The 19365-nt window shown below is 67.8% G+C and carries 16 protein-coding genes; 7 read left to right on the forward strand and 9 right to left on the reverse strand.

The genetic code is table 11. The annotated features are described in order from the left end of the window. Nucleotides 1-134 precede the first annotated feature (134 nt). The 8 genes from EV147_RS11880 to EV147_RS11915 all read right to left on the reverse strand — a co-directional run bounded on the left by EV147_RS11880 (nt 135) and on the right by EV147_RS11915 (nt 10122). The gene (locus tag EV147_RS11880; protein ID WP_198680228.1) at nt 135-533 is read right to left on the reverse strand and encodes a nuclear transport factor 2 family protein; all 399 of its coding nucleotides are present in this window, start codon (nt 531-533) and stop codon (nt 135-137) included. Beyond that, a complete protein-coding gene (locus EV147_RS11885; protein WP_130391393.1) occupies nt 530-1396 on the reverse strand; it encodes a fumarylacetoacetate hydrolase family protein in 867 nt (288 codons plus the stop codon). Before EV147_RS11885 ends, EV147_RS11880 begins: the two co-directional genes overlap by 4 nt. Nucleotides 1397-1422: 26 nt before the next feature. Further along, a complete protein-coding gene (locus tag EV147_RS11890; protein WP_130391394.1) occupies nt 1423-2001 on the reverse strand; it encodes a VOC family protein in 579 nt (192 codons plus the stop codon). 33 nt (nt 2002-2034) lie between these two features. Next, nucleotides 2035-3345, reverse strand: a complete 1311-nt coding sequence (locus tag EV147_RS11895) for a 2-oxo acid dehydrogenase subunit E2 (protein WP_130391395.1) — start codon at nt 3343-3345, stop codon at nt 2035-2037. 17 nt (nt 3346-3362) lie between these two features. Continuing rightward, complete coding sequence (gene mdeB / locus EV147_RS11900; protein WP_130391396.1) at nt 3363-6020, reverse strand: alpha-ketoglutarate dehydrogenase; 2658 nt, start codon at nt 6018-6020, stop codon at nt 3363-3365. A 136-nt stretch (nt 6021-6156) separates the two neighbouring features. Further along, entirely contained in the window at nt 6157-7260 is a 1104-nt protein-coding gene (locus tag EV147_RS11905) for a porin (RefSeq protein WP_130391397.1), read from the reverse strand. 80 nt (nt 7261-7340) lie between these two features. Continuing rightward, the gene (locus EV147_RS11910; RefSeq protein ID WP_235844703.1) at nt 7341-9011 is read right to left on the reverse strand and encodes an FAD-dependent monooxygenase; all 1671 of its coding nucleotides are present in this window, start codon (nt 9009-9011) and stop codon (nt 7341-7343) included. 49 nt (nt 9012-9060) lie between these two features. Continuing rightward, nucleotides 9061-10122, reverse strand: a complete 1062-nt coding sequence (locus EV147_RS11915; RefSeq protein WP_130391398.1) for a Bug family tripartite tricarboxylate transporter substrate binding protein — start codon at nt 10120-10122, stop codon at nt 9061-9063. Nucleotides 10123-10252: 130 nt separating this feature from the next. On the opposite strand from EV147_RS11915, the gene EV147_RS11920 reads away from it, so the two are divergent. Beyond that, nucleotides 10253-11176 carry a LysR substrate-binding domain-containing protein gene (locus EV147_RS11920; protein ID WP_130391399.1) on the forward strand — a complete coding sequence of 308 codons (924 nt, stop codon included), beginning with the start codon at nt 10253-10255 and terminating at the stop codon, nt 11174-11176. 9 nt (nt 11177-11185) lie between these two features. On the opposite strand, the gene EV147_RS11925 is transcribed toward EV147_RS11920, so the two are convergent. Beyond that, a complete protein-coding gene (locus EV147_RS11925) occupies nt 11186-11914 on the reverse strand; it encodes a TetR/AcrR family transcriptional regulator (protein ID WP_130391400.1) in 729 nt (242 codons plus the stop codon). Nucleotides 11915-12058: 144 nt separating this feature from the next. Between EV147_RS11925 and EV147_RS11930 the strand changes: the two genes are divergently transcribed. The 6 genes from EV147_RS11930 (at nt 12059) to gorA (ending at nt 19363) form a co-directional block, all read left to right on the forward strand. Beyond that, nucleotides 12059-12901 carry a fumarylacetoacetate hydrolase family protein gene (locus EV147_RS11930; protein WP_130391401.1) on the forward strand — a complete coding sequence of 281 codons (843 nt, stop codon included), beginning with the start codon at nt 12059-12061 and terminating at the stop codon, nt 12899-12901. Nucleotides 12902-12957: 56 nt separating this feature from the next. Continuing rightward, entirely contained in the window at nt 12958-13899 is a 942-nt protein-coding gene (locus EV147_RS11935) for a VOC family protein (RefSeq protein WP_130391402.1), read from the forward strand. A 90-nt stretch (nt 13900-13989) separates the two neighbouring features. Continuing rightward, on the forward strand, nt 13990-15603 hold the full coding sequence (gene mhpA, locus EV147_RS11940; protein WP_130391403.1) for a bifunctional 3-(3-hydroxy-phenyl)propionate/3-hydroxycinnamic acid hydroxylase MhpA: 1614 nt from the start codon (nt 13990-13992) through the stop codon (nt 15601-15603). A 197-nt stretch (nt 15604-15800) separates the two neighbouring features. Then, nucleotides 15801-17066 (forward strand): MFS transporter, encoded by a 1266-nt coding sequence (locus EV147_RS11945; RefSeq protein WP_130391404.1) that lies wholly within the window; start codon nt 15801-15803, stop codon nt 17064-17066. Between the two features lie 50 nt (nt 17067-17116). Next, nucleotides 17117-17878 carry a glutathione S-transferase family protein gene (locus EV147_RS11950; RefSeq protein ID WP_130391405.1) on the forward strand — a complete coding sequence of 254 codons (762 nt, stop codon included), beginning with the start codon at nt 17117-17119 and terminating at the stop codon, nt 17876-17878. 99 nt (nt 17879-17977) lie between these two features. After that, nucleotides 17978-19363 (forward strand): glutathione-disulfide reductase, encoded by a 1386-nt coding sequence (gene gorA / locus EV147_RS11955; protein ID WP_130391406.1) that lies wholly within the window; start codon nt 17978-17980, stop codon nt 19361-19363. The last annotated feature ends 2 nt before the right edge of the window (nt 19364-19365 follow it).

The following is a 19365-nucleotide window of genomic DNA, read 5'->3' on the forward strand; positions in this document are numbered from 1 at the left end:
GTGACATGACGGGATGGGCAGGTCATCCTGGCCCATCAGGTCGATACCTCGGCGGCCTGAGCCAGCGCGCTGCCCGCGTGGTCACGCGCTGCCTTGCGCGACACGTTTGCGATGGCCCGGCACGGCAGTGGCATTCAGCGGTTGGTCGCCTGAAAGGCAACCTGTCGCCAGACGTCAGCCTCGCGGCGCCAGACCTGCGTGGTCATCACGTCCATGTCGAGTCGCTGGCCAGTTGCCCGCATCTCGATCGACTGCAGCAGGCGCCCCACTGACACCACCATGTCGCCCTCTGCGCGCACCTCCAGGCTCTCGCGTACGGCGCTCAGGAACGTGATCTGGTCGCGCACCATCGCCAGGTAAGCCGGCTTGTCGTCGACCTTGCCGTTCGCATGAACGTGGATCACGTCATCGCTCACCAGCGCGTCGAGCGCTTGCACGTCTCCCGCCACCAATGCACGGCAGCGTTCGTCTTCGAGCCGGCCGATCTCCATCGCCACCGCAGCCGCCTTCAGGTCTTTCTCGCTCGCGTTCATCGTGCCGCCTCCTCCGCCACCAGATTCTCGATCTCGCCAAGCCCGTCGATTTCCACGCGCACGCGGTCCCCGGCACGCAGCCACGAAGGCGGCTTGTGCGCCACGCCCACCCCGCCCGGCGTACCGGTCATCACCACGTCGCCCGGCTCCAGCGTCATTGCCGCCGACAGGTGTGCCACCTGGTCGTAGCAGTCGAAGATCAGCTGTGCGGTGGTCGAGTCCTGGCGCTTCTCGCCGTTGACGAAGCAGCGGATACCCAGCTTGTGCGGGTCCGGCACCTCGTCGGCGGTGACGATCCACGGGCCGAACGGTGCGTGGGTGTCGAACGACTTGCCGAGCGTGAACTGCGACGTACGCAGTTGCCAGTCGCGCACGCTGACGTCGTTCGACACGCAATAGCCGAAGATCACGTCACGGGCGTGGTCGCGGCTGACATGCTTGCAGCGGCTGCCGATCACGAAAGCCAGCTCGGCTTCGTAGTCGAGCTGCGAGGAGACACGCGGACGCTCGATCGGGGCGTAGGGTCCGGTGGCGGCGGTCGGCATCTTGGCGAACCAGAGCTGCTCGGCCGGCTTCGCCATGCCAGACTCGGCCACGTGGTCGGCATAGTTGAGCCCGATTGCCATGATCTTGCCGGGACGCGGGATCGGCGCCAGCAGTGTGACGGTAGCCAGCGACGCGTCCACGCGGCCACTGGCGGCCAGCGCTTCCAGCCGGTCGCGCCACGTGGGGAACGCCTCGATCAGGCCGATCATGTCGCGCGGCGCGTCGGGCAGGGCCGCGTCGATCTGGACGATGCCTCCCTGCACGACGAGACCAAGATGGGTAGTGCCCGCGGGGCTCTTGTAGGTGGCGAGTTTCATCGATGTGTTTCCCTGTATGCGTGTCGTTACTGCGGACCCTTCTGCACGGCGGCGCGGGCCGCGCCGAGCGCGCACAGCTCCGCGTCGCTGGCGCCGGCCTCCCACATTGCCACCATCGCATCGGGATCGAACTCGATGCCCATGATGTTGTTCGCGAACGTCTCGGTCTGGAAGAAGTTCGAGCATTCCGCCGGATCGGCGTAGTTGTCGACCTGCAACTCGATGTTGTTGCCTTCGGGATCGCGGTAGTACAGCGAGGTGGTCGGCCCGTGGTTGATGCACCAGACCGGCAGGATGTTTCCTTCCTTCAGCCGCTTGTACGTACCTAGCAGTTCTCCCACCGAGTGGTAGCTATAGGCAACGTGATGGACGCCGGCCGCCTCGGGCTGCTTGTCCGGGATGCCGGGCATGTTGAAGAACGCCAGGCGATGGTGCTCGTCGTCATAGGTGATGAAGGTCAGCACGCTGTCCTCGAACACCAGCCGGGCCTGGAAGACCGCCAGGTACCAGGCGACGGTCTCGGCCCGCCGCGCGCAGCGGTACACGAGGTGAGCCATCTTGAACGGTACGACGCGGTCGGATTGCGCCGCTTGCAGGGTGGTCATGGTGAGTCTCCTTGAATGTTGTGCAGGCCGCCGTCAGAGCAGTACACGGCGGAAATCGGCGAGCAGGCCGGCAAGATGGGCGAGGAAGCGGCCAGCCTCGGCGCCATCCACCGCACGGTGGTCCCACGAGAGCGACAGCGGCAGTTGCAGCCGCGGCTGAAACGCACTGCCGTCCCACACCGGCTGCATGGCGGCCTTCCCGACGCCCAGGATCGCCACCTCCGGCGCGTTGATGATCGGCGTGAAATGCGAACCGCCGATACCGCCGAGCGACGAGATCGAGAAGCAACCGCCCTGCATCTGCTCCGGCTTGAGCTGCCCGGCGCGCGCCGCGGCAGCCAGCGCGGCCATTTCAGCGGCGATCGCGAGCACGCCCTTCGTGTCGGCGTCGCGGATCACCGGCACGACCAGTCCGTTGGGCGTGTCCGCGGCGAACCCGATATGGACGTAATGCTTGCGGATCACGTCCTGCCCGTCGAGGCTCACGTTGAACTGCGGGAACGCGCGCAGCGCGGCGGCGGCCGCGCGCACCAGGAACGCCAGCAGCGTGACCCGCGCGGCATCGGGGCCGGCCTTGCCGTTCAGTGCGACACGCAGCGCTTCGAGATCCGAGATATCCGCCTGGTCGAAGTTGGTGACGTGTGGGATACGCACCCAGTTGCGATGCAGATTTGCCCCCGAGATCCGTCGGACGCGCGACAGCGCCTGGCGCTCCACCGCGCCAAAACGCGCGAAATCGACCCTGGGCCAGGGCAGCAGGTCAAGCTCGCCACCAGACGCCGGCGTGGCGGCCGGCAGTCGCGACACCAGCGCCCGGGCGTGAGCCAGCACATCGGCCCGCAGCACCCGCCCCTTGGGACCGCTCGGCTGCACCTCGGACAGCGTCACGCCCAGTTCGCGGGCCAGCTTGCGAACCGAAGGACCGGCATGCGAGACCCCACCGCCCGGCGCCGTGTGCGCCACGACGACTGCCGGAGGCCGGGCGTCGGCGGCTTCCGCTGCCGGACGGACCGGAGCAGCCACCGGAGCGGCCACGAGGGCCTCCGCCTGGGGCGGCTCGGCATCGGGCGCGGGTGCGGGTGCGGAGATGGCCGCGCCCACCCCCGGTACTTCGCCGAACTCGATCCGCGCAATCGGCGTGCCCTTCGAAACGAGGTCGCCCGGCTTCAGCAACACTTCGCGGATGGTGCCGGCGCGCTCGCTGGGCACGTCCAGCGTTGCCTTGTCGGATTCGAGCGTGATGATGGGCTGTTCCGCCAGCACGGCGTCGCCGGCACGGATCAGCACTTCGATCACCGGGATCTGGCTGTAGTCCCCGATGTCGGGGATGTTGAGAGTCTGCATGGATTCGTTCTTCAGGATCAGCATTGCCACGGCGCGGGCGGCAGGTCGGACGCCCCCTGGCGCGCCAGTGCCTCGCGGTGCTTGTCGGGGTCGGCGGCGGCCAGCGCGGCCAGCACGATGTGGCGCTGGTCCACCTCGAAGAAGCCGCGCAGCGCCGTACGGGTATCGCTACGTCCGAAGCCATCGGTGCCCAGCGCCGTATAGGGCGCCTCGACATAGGGAGCGATCAGGTTGGCGTAGCCCCGCACGTAGTCGGTGGCGGCCACGACCGGCGTCTCGCCGGCGAGGCAGATCTCCAGGTGGCTGCGCGTCGCCGTGCCGTGCGCGAACAGCCGTTCGCGCTGCACCGCCTGCGCCTCGCGCGCCAGTTCGGAGAAGCTCGTCACGCTCCACACCTCGCTGCCGATGCCCCAGTCGTCGGCCAGCACCTGCGCGGCGGCGATGACTTCGCGCAGGATCGCGCCGGACCCCAGCAGGCGCACGCGTGCGGGGCCCTGGCCCACCGCCGCGTAACGGCGCATGCCGCGCAGGATGTCGGCATGCTGGGCCGGATCGATCGGCGCCTGCGCGTAGTTCTCGTTGGTGACGGTCAGATAGTGGAATTCGTCGTGCTGCGCTTCGAGCATGCGGCGCGCGCCATGGTCGATGATGACCGCGGCCTCGCCAGCGAAGGCGGGGTCCCAGGCGCGGCAGTTGGGGATGGTCGAGGCAATCAGGTGGCTGGTGCCGTCCTGGTGCTGAAGGCCCTCGCCGGACAGCGTGGTCCGCCCCGCCGTGGCGCCGATCAGGAAGCCGCGCGCCCGCTGGTCCGCCGCGGCCCAGATCAGGTCGCCGATACGCTGGAAGCCGAACATCGAGTAGTAGATGTAGAACGGCAGCATGGCCACGCCATTGACGCTGTAAGACGTGGCGGCCGCCGTCCACGATGACACCGCGCCCGCCTCGGTGATGCCCTCCTCCAGCAGTTGTCCGTCGCGGGACTCCTTGTAGTAGAGCATCGAGCCGGCGTCCTCGGGCTCGTAGAGCTGGCCGTGCGGCGAGTAGATCCCCACCTGCCGGAACAGGTTGGCCATGCCGAAGGTCCGCGCCTCGTCGGCGACGATCGGCACGATGCGCGGTCCGAGCGTCTTGTCCTTGAGCAGGTTCGTGAAGAGCCGGACCACGGCGGTGGTGGTCGAGACCTCACGGCCATCCGGCTGCAACGCAAACTGCGCGTAGCTCTCCAGCGCCGGCACCGGCACGGCGGGCGCGGTGGTCACGCGGCGCGGCAGGTGGCCACCCAGCCCGGTGCGGCGGGCCTGCAGATAGCGAATCTCCGGGCTGTCGGCCGCAGGCTTCAGGAACTGCATGGTGTCCACGGCCTCGTCGCTCAGCGGCAGGTGGAAGCGGTCACGGAAGGCGCGCAGGGCCTCCACGTCGAGCTTCTTCTGCTGGTGCGACGTATTGCGCGACTCGCCCGCCTGGCCCATGCCGTAGCCCTTCTTGGTCTTGGCAAGGATCACGGTGGGCCGGCCCGTGTGGCGGCGCGCGGCATCGAACGCGGCGTACAGCTTGCGGAAGTCATGGCCGCCCCGCCGCAGTCCGTCGATCTCCTCCGGCGTCATGTGCGAGACCAGCGCCCGCAGTTCGGGATCGAGGTCGAAGAAGTGGGCACGGTTGTAGGCGCCGTCGTTGGCGCCCAGCGTCTGGTATTGGCCGTCCACGGTGTGGGCGAAGCGGCGCAGCAACGCGTGGTTGTGGTCGCGCGCGAACAGCGGGTCCCAGTCCGAGCCCCACACCACCTTGATCACGTTCCACCCCGCGCCGGCGAACAGCGATTCGAGCTCCTGGATGATCTGCCCGTTGCCACGCACCGGGCCGTCCAGCCGCTGGAGGTTGCAGTTGATGACGAAGGTCAGGTTGTCAAGCTTCTCGCGCGCGGCCAGCGACAGGGCCGCGATCGATTCCGGCTCGTCCATCTCGCCATCGCCAAACACTCCCCACACGCGGCGCGCGGCCGTGTCCGCAATGCCGCGGTGCTCCAGGTACCGCAGGAAGCGCGCCTGGTAGATCGCGCTGATCGGGCCAATGCCCATGGAGCCGGTGGGAAACTGCCAGAACTCGGGCATCAGCCACGGATGCGGATACGAACAGAGCCCGCCGCCGCTCACCTCCTGCCGGTAGCGGCCCAGATGGGCCTCGTCGAGCCGTCCTTCGAGGAAGGCGCGCGCATAGACGCCGGGCGCGGAATGGGGCTGGAAGTAGACCAGATCGCCCTTGCCCTGATCGCTGTCGGCCCGGAAGAAGTGATTGAACCCGATCTCGAAGATCTCGGCGGCTGACGCGTAGCTGGCGATATGTCCGCCCAGTTCGCCATACGCATGATTGGCGCGCGCCACCATTGCCAGCGCGTTCCAGCGCAGGATCGACGTGATGCGCTCTTCCATCGCCAGGTCGCCGGGATAGGCCGGCTGATCCTCCAGCGAGATGGTGTTCTGGTAGAGCTGGTACGGGTGGGACGACGGCGCCACGCCGAGGTGGCTGGCGTGCTCGGCCATGCGGCGCAGCAGGAAGTCGACGCGTTCGGCGCCTCCGTGGCGGGCAACGCCCGCGAGGGCGTCGAGCCATTCGCCGGTCTCCTGGCGGTCGGCATCGTCGGCATGATGGTCTGTCGGGTCAATCGGTTGGGCTTGCATGGAAGATTGGAAACGTTGGGGGTGGATGCGGATTCAGCAGCAGTCGGCGGCGTCCCGGTGGCCGACGGCCGCCAGCTGCGTGGGCATGTTGTGGGACTTGCCGCTGTCAAACAGCAGCGGTCCGCGCGGCGAGCCATCAGAACACGTGCCGGACGCCGACCATTGCGCCCAATTGCGACGCCCCCGGCACCGGATTGGCCCCTCCCGATCCACTGCTGACCGAGAGCGCGAGTTGGCCGTCGTTGTTCAGGTAGCCGGCCGTGGCATAGAGAGCGGTCCGCTTCGAGAAGCTGTAGGTACCGCGCAACGCGTAGAGGAACGCCTTGTTGTCGCTGCCGTGGTAGCGCAGGTAGTAGACCTGGCCAGCCACGTTGAAGGCGGGCGTGAGATCGTAGGAAGCACCGGCGTACCAGAGATCGCTGAGCCGGGTGGCGCTGCCGTCGTTGTCGCGGCGCAGCCAGCCTGCCCCGAGCTTGGTGCGGTCGAACAGCGCGTAGGCGTTCAGCGACAGCCGGTCGTCAGACTTGCCACCTGAGTTCAGCCCGCCAAACGCACCCGGGCCGCCCCGAAGCGAGTCATAGGCCGCCGCCACGCCGAAACGCGGCGTCTCGTACTGGATCATTGCCGACCACTCCCGGCAGTCGGATTTCGCCGCCGGGTTCTCGCCGGCGCAGTTCGTGCCGGCCGGGCTCGGGCCGGCGTTGGCCACGTCGCGGCCAAGGCTGTACGTGGCGCCCAGCGTCAGGCCGCCGACCTTTCCCTTGTAGGCAATCGCGTTGTCGGCCCGCGCATTGGGAATGTAGCTGTCGAGCGACCCCGAGCCGAACGTGTTCGGACCGAGGATGTCGGGATCGAGCATGGCCCAGAACAGCATCGTGTACTGGCGGCCGAGCGACACCTGGCCCCAGTTGCCCGAGAGCCCTACCCACGCCTGCCGTCCGAACAGCCGGCCGCCCTGGTTCATGACGCCCGAGTCGGCGGCAAAGCCCGACTCCAGCACGAAGTTCGCCTTCGTACCGCCGCCCAGGTCCTCGGTGCCGCGCAATCCCCAGCGCGACGGCACCATGCCCGACAGCGAGTTCATGCGCACGACGCTGTGGCCCGCCGCGCCCACGTGGTTGACGTATTCGATGCCGGTATCGACCACGCCATACAGCGTGACGGACGAGGGCGCGGCCTGCGCGCAGGCGAGTGCGGGCATGGCGCTGGCACAGGCCAGCACCAGGTTGCGGAACTTCATGGGTCTCCTCCTTCTGTTTTCGTTGTCGTTGTGCCGGCAGCGAGGCCGGAAACTGCGGGAACCGCTCCAGCGCGGAAACTTCAGTCGGGCCGCGCGCCTCCCGTGGCTACCGCCAGCACGGCGGCGGCGTCGGCGCCAGCCTCTCCCCGCCACGCAATATGGTGATCGGGCCGGATCAGTACGGCCGGCGCGCCGTAAAGCGCGCGGACCTCGGGGTCGTCCACCCGCAGCACGTCAAGCGCGATGCCGAGTCGCCGCGCTGACGCCTGCCACGCCGTGGCATCGGCACCATCGAACGACAGCAGCGTGAAATCGCGGCCGAAGCGGTCGAACAGCGGCACGCCGTCTACCATCGCGTGCGGCGCCCGGGAGCCCGGCCAGCCGCCCGCGATGTAGTGATTGGGATCGTCGGGCGGCGCCGCACCCGGCTCGCGGGCGACGATCGGACTGTCGAGATAGCGCACGCCCAACTGCAGGCCGGGGATATTGATTTCCGTGACCACGTGCGCGGCCAGCGCGCAGCCCAGTTCGGCGCGCGCCGCGTCGCCGGGAGCCCCCTGCGCTTCGAGGCTCGCGGAGATCGGCACATTGCCGATGCTGTCGGCCATGCGGCGGGCGAACGTGGTGTTGCGCACGGCCATCGGGCGGCGCTCCAGGTCGTAGCTGTCGAGCAGTGCCGGTGGCGCGCCGTCGTTCAGCACGGCCGCCAGCTTCCAGCCCAGGTTGACCGCGTCGTCGATCGACGTGTTGTAGCCCATGCCGCCCGTGGGCGTGAACAGGTGGGCGGCGTCGCCAGCCAGGAAGCCCCGGCCCGCAGCCAGCCGCTCGGCAACGAGCGTGTAGCCCGCCACCCAGGGCATCCTGCCAATCAGCCGAAAGTCATGCGGCGCGCCCACGACTGCCAGCGCCGTGGCGCGTGCATCGATGTCGCCGGGCTGCTGGCCGTCTTTCAGCTGCACCGCCAGCAGGAAGGTGTCGACACCATCGATGGCGATCAGCAGGCCGCGCTGGCTCGCGTTGACGGCCCAGTACTGCCACGCCCGCTCCTTGCCCAGTACGTCGTACAGATCGCTGGAGCGGAAATAGATCGACAGCATCTGGCCGCCGAAGAAGTCGCGCTTCTCGCCGCCCTGCCCGGCGTACTGAATGCCTAGCGTCTTGCGCACCATGCTGCGCGGGCCGTCGCAGCCCACGACATAGCTTGCCGCCACGCGCCACGGCGCGCCGCCGTCAGGCTGCACGGCGTCTACCTCCACGCCATCGCCATGGTCGGCAACGCGGACCGCGCGTGCCCCGAAGCGCAGGTCGACGCTCGGATACTTTGCGGCCTCGCGCCGCAGGATGGGCTCGATGAACATCTGCTGCGCGCGGTGCGGCAGTTCGGGAGTCGGCCATGCCGCGGCGCCGTAGTCGCCGAAGGCCTCGCGGCTGGCGGCCTGCGCGCGGCTAGGCACGCGAAAGCGGGACAGTTCGGCATGCGCCAGGCGCGTGCAGTAGACCAGGTCCTGCGGGTAGTCGGGCGGCAGGCCCAGCGCGCGGACGTCGGCCGAGAAACCGCGCCGCCGGTAGTGCTCCATCGTGCGGGCCGAGGTGGCATTGGCCTTGGGAAAGTCGGGCGGGTCCACGTCCTCCTCCAGCACGAGGCATCGCACGTCGCGGCAGCCCAGCTCGATGGCCAGCATCAGCCCGGCCGGGCCGCCTCCCACGATGACGACATCGGTTTCCACGGTGTTTGCAACGGACGTGTTCACAGCTGGCCTTCCTGTTGACTTGTTGACTTGTTGATCTGTTGGCTCGGGATCAATTGACGGTGGCGCCGGTGCGCCGGATCAGCTCGGTGTAGCGCTGCGAGTCATGCGCCATCCATCCGGCTACGTCCTCGCTGGTGCTGCCGGCCGGCGTGAAGCCGAAGGTCGCCAGCTTGGCCTTGACCTCAGGGTCGCCGAGCGCGGTGCGCACGGCGCGGCCAATCGCCGTCACCGTTGCCGGCGGCGTGGCGGCGGGCGCGAGCAGCGCCACCCAGCTCGAAGCCTCGACGCCCGCCGGGCCGCCGGCTTCCGCGAGCGTCGGCACGTTCGGCAGTACCGGCGACCGCACGCTGTCGGCCACTGCCAGCACGCGCAACTTGCCCGCCTGGATCAGCGGACCGGCGGTGGCATAGGTGCCCAGCGCCCACGTCACCTCGCCATTGGCCACGGCCGTATAGAGCTGCGCGGTGTCCTTGTATGGCGCATGGAGCATCTGCGTGCCCGTGGCCGCCTCAAGCTGCGCCGCGCCAAGATGGCCTGAGCTGCCAACCGCCCAGGAGCCGTAGGTCACGGCATCGGGCGCCTTGCGGGCGGCTGCGATCAGATCGGGCACGGTACGGATCTGGCTTTGCTGCGAGACCACGATGAAGAACGCGGTGCGGTACAGCCCGGTCACCGGCACGAAATCGCGGCGTGGGTCATACGGCAGCCGCTTGAAGAGACCGGGATTGATTGCCAGGTGGCCTACGTCGGCCACCACCAGCTCGTGGCCGGTGGCCGGTGCGCGCTTGCCCGCCTCCATGGCGATGAAGCCGTTGCCGCCCGGCCGCGAATCGACGATGACAGGCTGGCCCCACTCCTTGCCGAGCCGCTCGCCGAGCAGGCGCGAGACAGCATCCGGGCCACTGCCAGCCGGAAACGGGCTGATCAGGCGGACGGCGCGCGACGGGAAGGTGTCGGCCCGCACGGTCGTGGCCGTGGCCAGGCAAGCGAGGGCGACGCAGGCCGACAGCACCGGGAGGGCGCGCCAGCCGCTGGGCCACAGGAAAGGTGAGAAAGCAACCGGCGTAACGGCGCCGGCCGGCGCGATGCGGCCAGCATGGGGGCGGGTCATGAATTGTCTCCGTGTGATTCTTGTAGGTGTGTGACGACATCGTAGGAAGACCCACTGCCATGCAACAGATGGCAGAATTGCCCCACCGATGCCTGGATGGCATCACTCACCGATAAAGCGGGGAATGGCCATGAAACTTCATCACCTGCGCGATTTCGTCGCGATCGCGGAGACCCGCAGCATCCGGGGCGCCTCGCGCCAGCTTGGCCTGACCCAGCCGGCGCTCACGCGCAGCCTGCGCGAACTGGAGACCGAACTGGGTGCGCCGCTGCTGGAGCGGCACGCACGTGGCGTGGTGCCCACGGCGATCGGCGAAGCCTTCCTGCGGCGCGCCCATGCCGCGATGGAGGAAATCCGCCGGGCCCAGGAGGAAGTGGCCCAGTTGCTTGGCACCCAGACCGGGCGCGTGGCGGTGGGTCTGTCCGGCGCCACGTGGCTGGGGCTCGTTCCGGAGGTCTTCCCGGCGTTTCGCAAGTCGCATCCTGCCGTGCGGCTGCGGATGGTGGAAGGCTTCTTTCCCGCGCTGGAAGGACGGCTGGCGGACGGGACACTCGATTTCTACATCGGCCCGCGCCCCGAACGCATCGATACGGACCGCTACAGCGTGAACCTGCTGTTCAGGAACGACCGGGTCGTGTCCGGGCGCAAGGGGCATCCGCTGCGGCGCTCACGGCGGCTGGCTGACCTGGTCGCCGCCGAGTGGATCCTGACCGGCGCCCGCGAGCCGCTCGAGCACGAGTTTGCCGAGGTCTTTGCCGGCTACGGCCTGAATCCACCCGTGGCGATGGTGCAAGCCGAGTCGATGATCGGCGTGGCGGCGCTGCTGTCGATGACCGATGCGCTTGCGCTGCTGCCGCGGCAGTGGATCGACTCGCCACTGTTCGCCGGCGTGGTGGAGGTCATTCCGATCGCGGAACGGATGGACAGTGCCGATATCGTGCGGATTGCACGTGCCGGGCTGCCGCTGACGCCCGCCGCCTCGCACCTGGCCAACCTGTTCGAGCGCGAAGCCGGCCACTATGCCCGCCAGCGCGTGCGGCTGCCGTCCGATTAGTCCAAACGCTCAGTCGGCGGCCGGGGGATTGGCGCCGATGCGCTCGAAGATGACACCCTGCGGGGTCTGCGTCTCGGGCAATGGCGCGTGTGCCAGTGCGTCAGCCTCGGTCTCGGGCAGTCCCAGCGCACGCAGCACGGCCAGGATCACCTGCTCGGGATAATCGGCCGGCGCGCCGGGGCGCAGCATGGTGCCGATGCCGTACACCAGTGCCCCGAGAGAAAGGTCGCGCGCCACCTCGACATGAGCGATCGGAAAACGCCGGCTTTCGATGCCGACGGCAAGATCGCGCGTCATGTAGGCGTCGAGCAACCGCCCGCGCGACCCCCGCCGCGTACCCACCCGCGTGATGAACGCGCCCCACAGCGGATAGCGGATGGCCATGTGCATGTAGAGCCGGCAGCCAACCGCCATGCGCATGGCGGGGTCGTCGAACCGGCGCACCACCGGATCGATCACCGCCAGCACCTCGTCGCTGACCTCCCCGGCCACTGCCGAAAGCAGCTCTCCCGTGGTGCGGAAGTAGTTGTAGAACGTGCCGCGCGCCACGCCGGCGGCGGCGATGAAGTCATCGATCATCGCGCCGTCCGGCCCCTTTTCGGCGAAGACGGCCAGGGCCGACTCCATCAGCCGGTTGCGGGTCTTCTCCCGGCGCAGTGCTGCCACGCGCGTGCGGTGGTCTTCCGGGAGGGTCCCGGCGGCCGCGTCGATCTCGTCGGTTTCGGGCTTGCCTGACATATCTGTCAATCCATGTGATGGACTGGATTCTAGCAGTGAGTGGACCTCGGGTTTGTCCTAGGGCAATTTCATATTGATGAATTCGTCAACTTGACTAGAATTCGTCCTGACAAGTTCGTCAAGATGAGATCAGGAGACAGCAGGATGCGTTTCGTCAGTTTTGAATTCCAGGGCAGGCGCGCAGTGGGCGTGCGTGAAGGCAACCAGATCCGCGTGCTCGGCAACGAACCGCTCGAAGCCCTGCTGGCACGTGGTGCGAACCTGTCCGCCTACGCCCGCGAGACGGCTGGCGAACTGCTGGACGCGGCCGAAGTGACCCTGCTGCCGCCGCTGTCGCGCCCGCCCAAGATCATCTGCGTGGGGCTCAACTACGCCGACCACACCAAGGAAAGTCCGTACGAGCAGCCGAACTATCCCACCCTGTTCTTCCGCGTCCATACGAGCCTGGTGGCCCATGCTGCACCGCTGGTCCGCCCCGCCGTCGACGACTGCGCCGGCCTCGATTTCGAGGGCGAAGTGGCCGTGATCCTGGGCAAGGGCGGACGCCATATCGCCAGGGCCGACGCGCTGTCGCACGTGGCGGGCTACTCGCTGTTCAACGACGGTTCGGTGCGCGAGTACCAGTTCAAGGCGCCACAGTGGACGGTAGGCAAGAACTTCGACGGTACCGGCGCATTCGGCCCCGACCTGGTCACGGCGGACGAACTGCCGCCCGGCGCGCGCGGCCTGCTTCTGCAGACGAAACTGAACGGCCAGGTCGTGCAGTCGGCCAGCACCGACGACATGATCTTCGATGTCGAGACGCTGATCTCGATCATCTCCGAGGCCATCACGCTGGAGGCCGGCGACGTGATCGTGTCGGGCACCCCGGCCGGCATCGGCTGGGCACGCGAGCCGAAGCTGCTGATGAAGCACGGCGATGTCTGCGAGGTGATCGTCGAGAAGATTGGCACGTTGTCGAACCCGATCATCGACGAAGTGCGGTAGACCTTCCAGAACCGACCGCCGGCGACAACGAGCCGGCGGCATACCCGGAGACAGCCATGACCGACACCCGAGCGGCCGTGCATTCGATCGATCATTTCGCGCTGAACGTGCCGTCCCTGGCCGATGCCGCCCGGTTCTACCGCGCGTTCGGCCTCGGCGTGGAACCGGCTGCCGACGGCACGCAACTCGACCTGCGCGCCGGCGACGGCCACCGGTGGGCGCGGATCCTGCCTGCGGCTGCCAAGTCCCTCGCCTACCTGAGCTTCAACTGTTACGCACGCGATTTCGACACGCTCGCGCGGCAGGTAACCCAGGCAGGCGCCACGCCGGCCGACGCGCCGCCGGGCGCCGAACCCGATGGGCTCTGGTTCCACGATCCCGATGGCAACCTGCTGCAGGTACGCGTGGGCCCCAAGACGACCCCCAGCGCCAAGGCCCCGCACGTGACGGTGGGCGCTGGCGCCAACGCGCGGGGTGCGGTGGTGCGCTCGCAGGTGCAGACGGTGCGCCCGGACCGGCTCTCGCACGTGCTGCTGTTCACGCCCGACGTGCTGCGGGCCATCGATTTCTACGCCAGGGCCATCGGACTGCGCCTGTCCGACAAGTCGCTCGACATCATCGCCTTCACGCACGCCCCGCACGGCAGCGACCATCACCTCGTGGCGTTCGCCCGGAGTGCCGCGCGCGGGTGGCACCACGCAGCGTGGGACGTGCGCGATCTCGACATGGTCGGCCAGGGTGCCGCCCAGATGGCCGCGGCCGGGTACACGCGCGGCTGGGGCACGGGCCGCCACGTACTGGGCTCCAACTACTTCCACTACGTGCAGGATCCGTGGGGCTCATTCAACGAGTACTCGGCCGACATCGATTTCGTGGCCGCCGACCACCCGTGGCCCGCAGGCGATTTCGCGCCGGAGGACTCGCTCTACCAGTGGGGCCCGGACGTGCCGCCCGACTTCATCCATAACACCGAAGCGCCGGACACCGCCGCGCGCTGATTCAACCACTCCTGGCGTCACGCCCCCGTATGGCAGCCGACCCGCGTCGGCCGCCAGGCAAGCGTGCGCGCCCACGCTACGGAACGCACCATGACCGATACCCAGACCCTCGACGTGGCCATCGTCGGCTACGGCCCGGTGGGCCAGACCCTCTCCATCCTGCTCGGCGCGCGTGGCTACCGCGTGGCAGCGTTCGACCGCTGGCCGTCGCTCTACCCGCTGCCGCGCGCGGTGTTCCACGACCACGAGATCCGCCGGGTCTTCCACGCCATGGGCATCGGCGACGACGTGGCGGCGATTTCGCAGCCCTCGGCCCGCTACCAGTGGTTCAACGCCGCCTGGGACACGCTGGTCGAGATCGACTGGTCCGCCGAATCGATCAGCGACGGTCCCGTGGGCTACCTGTTCAACCAGCCGCTGCTGGAGGCCCTGCTCGACGGCAAGGCCCGCGCGCAGCGCTCGGTGGAGATCAACCAGGGCTGGGAGGTCACCGCGCTCGTGCAGCACGACAACCACTGCGAGCTGCAACTGCGGCACGGCGTCATGCGGGATGGCCAATGGACCCCGGACGGGCAGACGCGCACAGTGCGCGCCCGCTACGTGATCGGGGCCGATGGCGCCAACAGCTTCGTGCGCAAGGCCGTGGGTATCAGCCAGGAAGACCTTGGCTTCCAGGAAGACTGGCTCGTGGTCGATATCCAGCCCAATCCCGGCGTGACGCTCGACGTACCGGACATCGGTCAGTGGTGCAATCCGGCCCGGCCCACGACGATGGTGCCGGGCGGCCCCGGCTACCGCCGCTGGGAGTTCATGCGGCTGCCCCACGAGACCATCGACGACCTGCAGCAGCCCGCGAAAGTCTGGGAATTGCTGTCGCCGTGGGTCCATCCCGGCAACGCCAGCCTGGTGCGCCACGCGGTCTACACGTTCCGTTCGCTGCTGGCGTCGCAGTGGCGGCAGGGCCGCGTGCTGCTTGCCGGCGACGCGGCGCATCTGATGCCGCCCTTCATGGGCCAGGGCATGTGCTCCGGTATCCGCGACGCGTGGAACCTGGCGTGGCGCCTGGACCTGCTGTTGCGCGGCATCGCCACCGATGCGCTGCTCGACTCCTACACCGCCGAGCGCCTGCCACAGGTACGTGCGGTGATCGAGGCATCGATCGCGATGGGACGTGTCGTCTGCATCGCCGACGCCGAAGCCGCCGCAGTCCGCGACGCCGCATTTTTGGCGGGCGAGGTGCCGCCGCTGCCACCGTTCCCCGGACTCGCCGGCGGCGCCGTGAGCACCGGCTACGGTGTACAGGGCATCGCCGGGCAACTCGGCGTGCACGGGCAGATCGAGGACGGCGGGCGTACCGCACGCTTCGACGAACTGGTGCCGCCGGGCTTCCAGGTGATCGCCCTCGATGCCGATCCCGGTGCGTTTATCGACGCGGACGCCGCCGCCCTGCTCACCCGCCTCGGCGCACGCACGCTGGGCGTGACGACCGATCCGTCAAAGGTCCGCCCCGGCCGCGTGTTGCGCGACGTCAGCGGACGCTACGCACGCTTCTTTGCCGAGCACGGCGTCCGGCTGATCGTGGTACGCCCGGACTACTACGTCTATGGCGGCGTCAGCGACCCGGCGCAACTGCCGGCGCTGCTGGCGCACCTTGCCGACGCACTCGCGCTGGCCCCCGCGCCTTATCGGCGCATGGCTGCCTGACGGCCGGTGGAGATCCGCCACCGCGCTTGCCCGACGGTTTGCGCGGTGGTTCGTACGCCAGCGCTGCCGCCCTCCATGCGGGTAAATCTCTATGCAAACTCCGCGCCCATTAAGTTGCAAAACCAAACATTATCCGCTTTAATGAGGCTAATGGTTGTTTATACAACCGTACAAAAAATACGAGATGGGGGAGACCAATGCGCAGCGTGTTCGCGAACAGATGGTGGATCGTGTTCGGTTCCGTCATCGGATTGATGGTGGGCAATGTCACCATCCTGCAGTTCTCGGCTTCCGTACTGATGAAGCCAATCATGGCGGAGCTGGGCTGGAACCGCAGCCTCGTCTCCGCCGCCGTCATGCTCGGTTCGTTGTGCGCGGCGATCGGTACGCCGATCGCCGGCAGGCTGATGGACCGCCGCGGCGTCAAGCGCGTCACCCTCACCGCCATCACGCTGTTTGCCTTGGCCATCGCCGCGATGTCGATGGCCCCCGCCAATCCCTATGCGTTCCTGGCGATGTTCTCGCTGGTTGGCTTGTTCAGCGCAGGCCAGGCGCCGCTGCCGTATGCGAAAGCGGTTGCCGCGGCATTCGACCACCGGCGGGGCCTTGCGATGGGTGTGGCCATGACCGGGGTTGGTCTGGGCGCCGCCCTCGTGCCGCGGCTCACCCAACTCTACCTCGACACGTTCGGGTGGCGCGGTGCGTATGTCGCAGTGGGGCTGACCGTTTTCGTGGTGGCGTTCAGCGCGGTTGCACTGTTCATCCGCGATGGGTCCGACGTGCGTCGCAGCGCGCAGACAGCAAGCTGCGACGGGGGACTGCCGGGGATGGACGCACGCATGGCCCTGCGTGACCGTCATTTCTGGCAACTTGCCATCACGTTTTTCTGTATTCCGCTCGTCGCCAATGGGGTCATCGTGCATCTCGTGCCCCTGCTGACCGATCGGGGCATTCCAGCCAACCGAGCCGTCGAGCTGTTTGCCGGCGTGGGTGCGTCGCTGATTGTCGGGCGTTTGCTGTGCGGCTATCTGCTCGACCGCTTCTTCGGTCCGTATGTGGCGATCGGCTTTGTCGCGCTGCCAGCCATCGGCGTGCTCACGCTGTTCTTCAGCAGTGACCCCATGCTCACGGCGCTCGGTGCGGTCTTCGTCGGCCTGGGCCTGGGCGCGGAAGTGGACCTGATCGCTTACCTGCAGAGCCGATACTTTGGCCTGCGCGCATTCGGCCAGATCTATGGCTACCTGTTCGCCATCTTCACGATTGGCAGCGGGCTCGGACCGTTCATGATGGGCGCCGCTTTCGACGCACTGGGCTCCTATCGGCCAGCGCTCGCCACGTTCGTCCTGGTGCTGGCCTGCGCTGCGTGGTTCCTGGGACGCCTGCCGCGCCAGTACCCCTATCCCGCCACAGGACAGGGCGGCGAACAGCGTCGCCCCGCGCCATCGCCAGCCAGCGTCGCCTGATTGGCCACACCCGTCTTCAATCTCACTGACGATTTTCTCGTGGAGGTTTTATGGTCGAGCTTTATCACTTCTGGAGTTCCATCTGTTCCGTCCGGGTGCGCATGGCACTCGAAGAAAAGAAGGTACCGTGGACCAGCCGGTACGTGGACCTCTTCAAGTTCGACCAGTTGCGCCCCGAGTACCTGGCCATCAACCCGGAGGGCGTAGTGCCAACGCTGGTCCATGATGGCGAGATCATCCGCGACTCGAACGTGATCAACGAATACATCGAGACAGCGTTTCCGGGTATCGCCCTGATGCCGGAAGATCCGCTGAAAGCGGCGCGCGTACGCGGCTTCGTCAAGGATTGCGAGGACGGCTTCGAAGCCATCGTGAAGCTGACGATGGTGAAATACATCCTGCCCAAGCTGCGCAATCGCTGGGGCGACGAGGCGCTCCGGGAGCAGGCGGCGCGCCGGCCGTCGAAGTTCTTGCAGGATCTTCATTCGCGAGCGGTTCGCGGGGAAATCGGCGAAACCGAACTGGCCGCGTCGCGCGCGAGGATAGAGACATTCCTGGACCAGCTCGAACAGAGGCTCGTCCCGGGACAGTGGCTTGTCGGCGAATTCTCGCTGGCCGACATCTGCGCCGCACCCTTCATGTTCCGGCTGTCGGCGCTGGGACAGGACGGCTTCTGGTCGGCCGCGAAGCGCCCCCGGGTGCACGCATGGTACGCGGCGCTATCCGCGCGCCCCTCTTTCAAGATCGCCACGAGTTGGCCGGACGAATCCGGCGGCGGCTACGAAGAGGTGGGGTTGAGCGCACAGCGCTAAAAACCAGGGGACTGCGTCGCCCGGTAAGCGGGTCGACGCCTTTCATCGGCCGCCATGCGCGCACTGCGCCGTGGCAACCGGTAGTCATGAGAAGCTTGCATGTCGACAATCAAGAAGGATCTGCTGGTGATCGGGGGCGGCTCAGGCGGCGTCCGGGCTGCACGGGTCGCGGCCGGCCATGGCGCGCGCGTGATGCTGGTCGAAGAACACCGTCTCGGCGGAACATGCGTCATTCGCGGCTGCGTGCCAAAGAAGCTCATGGTGTATGCCTCACGCTTTGCCGCGGAGATGCAGGACGCTGCGGGATTCGGATGGGAGATCGGTGCCACCCGTTTCGACTGGGGTGTACTTGGGGCGGCCGTCAACCGCGAAGTGAACAGGCTGGAAGCCTTGTACGGCGGCATGCTCGAACGTGCCGGCGTGGAGGTGGTCCGCGACCGTGCCGTGTTTGCGGGTCCTCATACGGTGGAACTCGCACGCAGCGGCGCGACAATACAGGCCGACCACATTCTTGTAGCCACGGGCGCGGTGCCCGCCGGACCGCAGGACATTCCCGGCGGCCAGTGGATCGAGAACTCGAACCAGTTCTTTGGGTGGACAACGCAGCCCCGGCGCGTGGTCATCCAGGGCGCTGGCTATATTGCGCTGGAGTTCGCCAGCATCCTGCGATTGCTCGGCTCGGAGGTCACGCTGGTGATGCGGGGCGCGCAGGTGCTGCGGGGGTTCGACGGTGAAGTCAGGGCGCATCTGCAGGCCGCGTTGATCGAGTCGGGCATACACATCGTGGCGGAAGCAGAGCTTGCGCGGCTGGATCGCTGTGCTGCCACTGGCATCCTGTCGGTACATCTGTCCAACGGCATGGTCCTGACAGCGGACGCCGTGCTCGGTGCCACCGGTCGTCGTCCCAACACCGCGGATCTGCGGCTCGGCAATGCGGGCGTGCAGGCAGACGCGCGGGGCGCCGTCGTTGTCTCCGACCAGGCCTGTACGACGGCGCCGGGCATCTATGCGGTGGGCGATGTCGCCAACGCTGCCGCACTGACGCCCATTGCCATCCAGGACGGACAGGCGCTGGCCGACAGGCTCTTCGGCTCCGGATTACTGCCGAACCGCTCCCGGTTCACGCCGACGGCGGTCTTCACGACCCCCGAGGTGGGAACGGTGGGCCACTCCGAAGAGGCCGCGCTGGCAGAGTTTCCGCGTGACATCGACGTGTTCGTGTCGCGCTTTCACCCGATGAAGGCCAGATTGTCCGGACGCAGCGGCCAGATACTGATGAAGCTCGTCGTGCATCGGCCGACCGATCGCGTAATCGGCGCCCACATGGTGGGCCCCGAGGCAGGCGAACTGATCCAGCTGATCGCCGCCGCAATGCAGGCCGGCACGCGCAAGGCGGATCTGGATGCCACGCTGGCCGTGCATCCGACCGTCGCCGAGGAGTTCGTCATGATGCGACAAGCTGTTCGCCGCTATCCGGCACCGTGAAT

The organism is Cupriavidus agavae (assembly GCF_004217045.1).
Taxonomy (GTDB): domain Bacteria; phylum Pseudomonadota; class Gammaproteobacteria; order Burkholderiales; family Burkholderiaceae; genus Cupriavidus; species Cupriavidus agavae.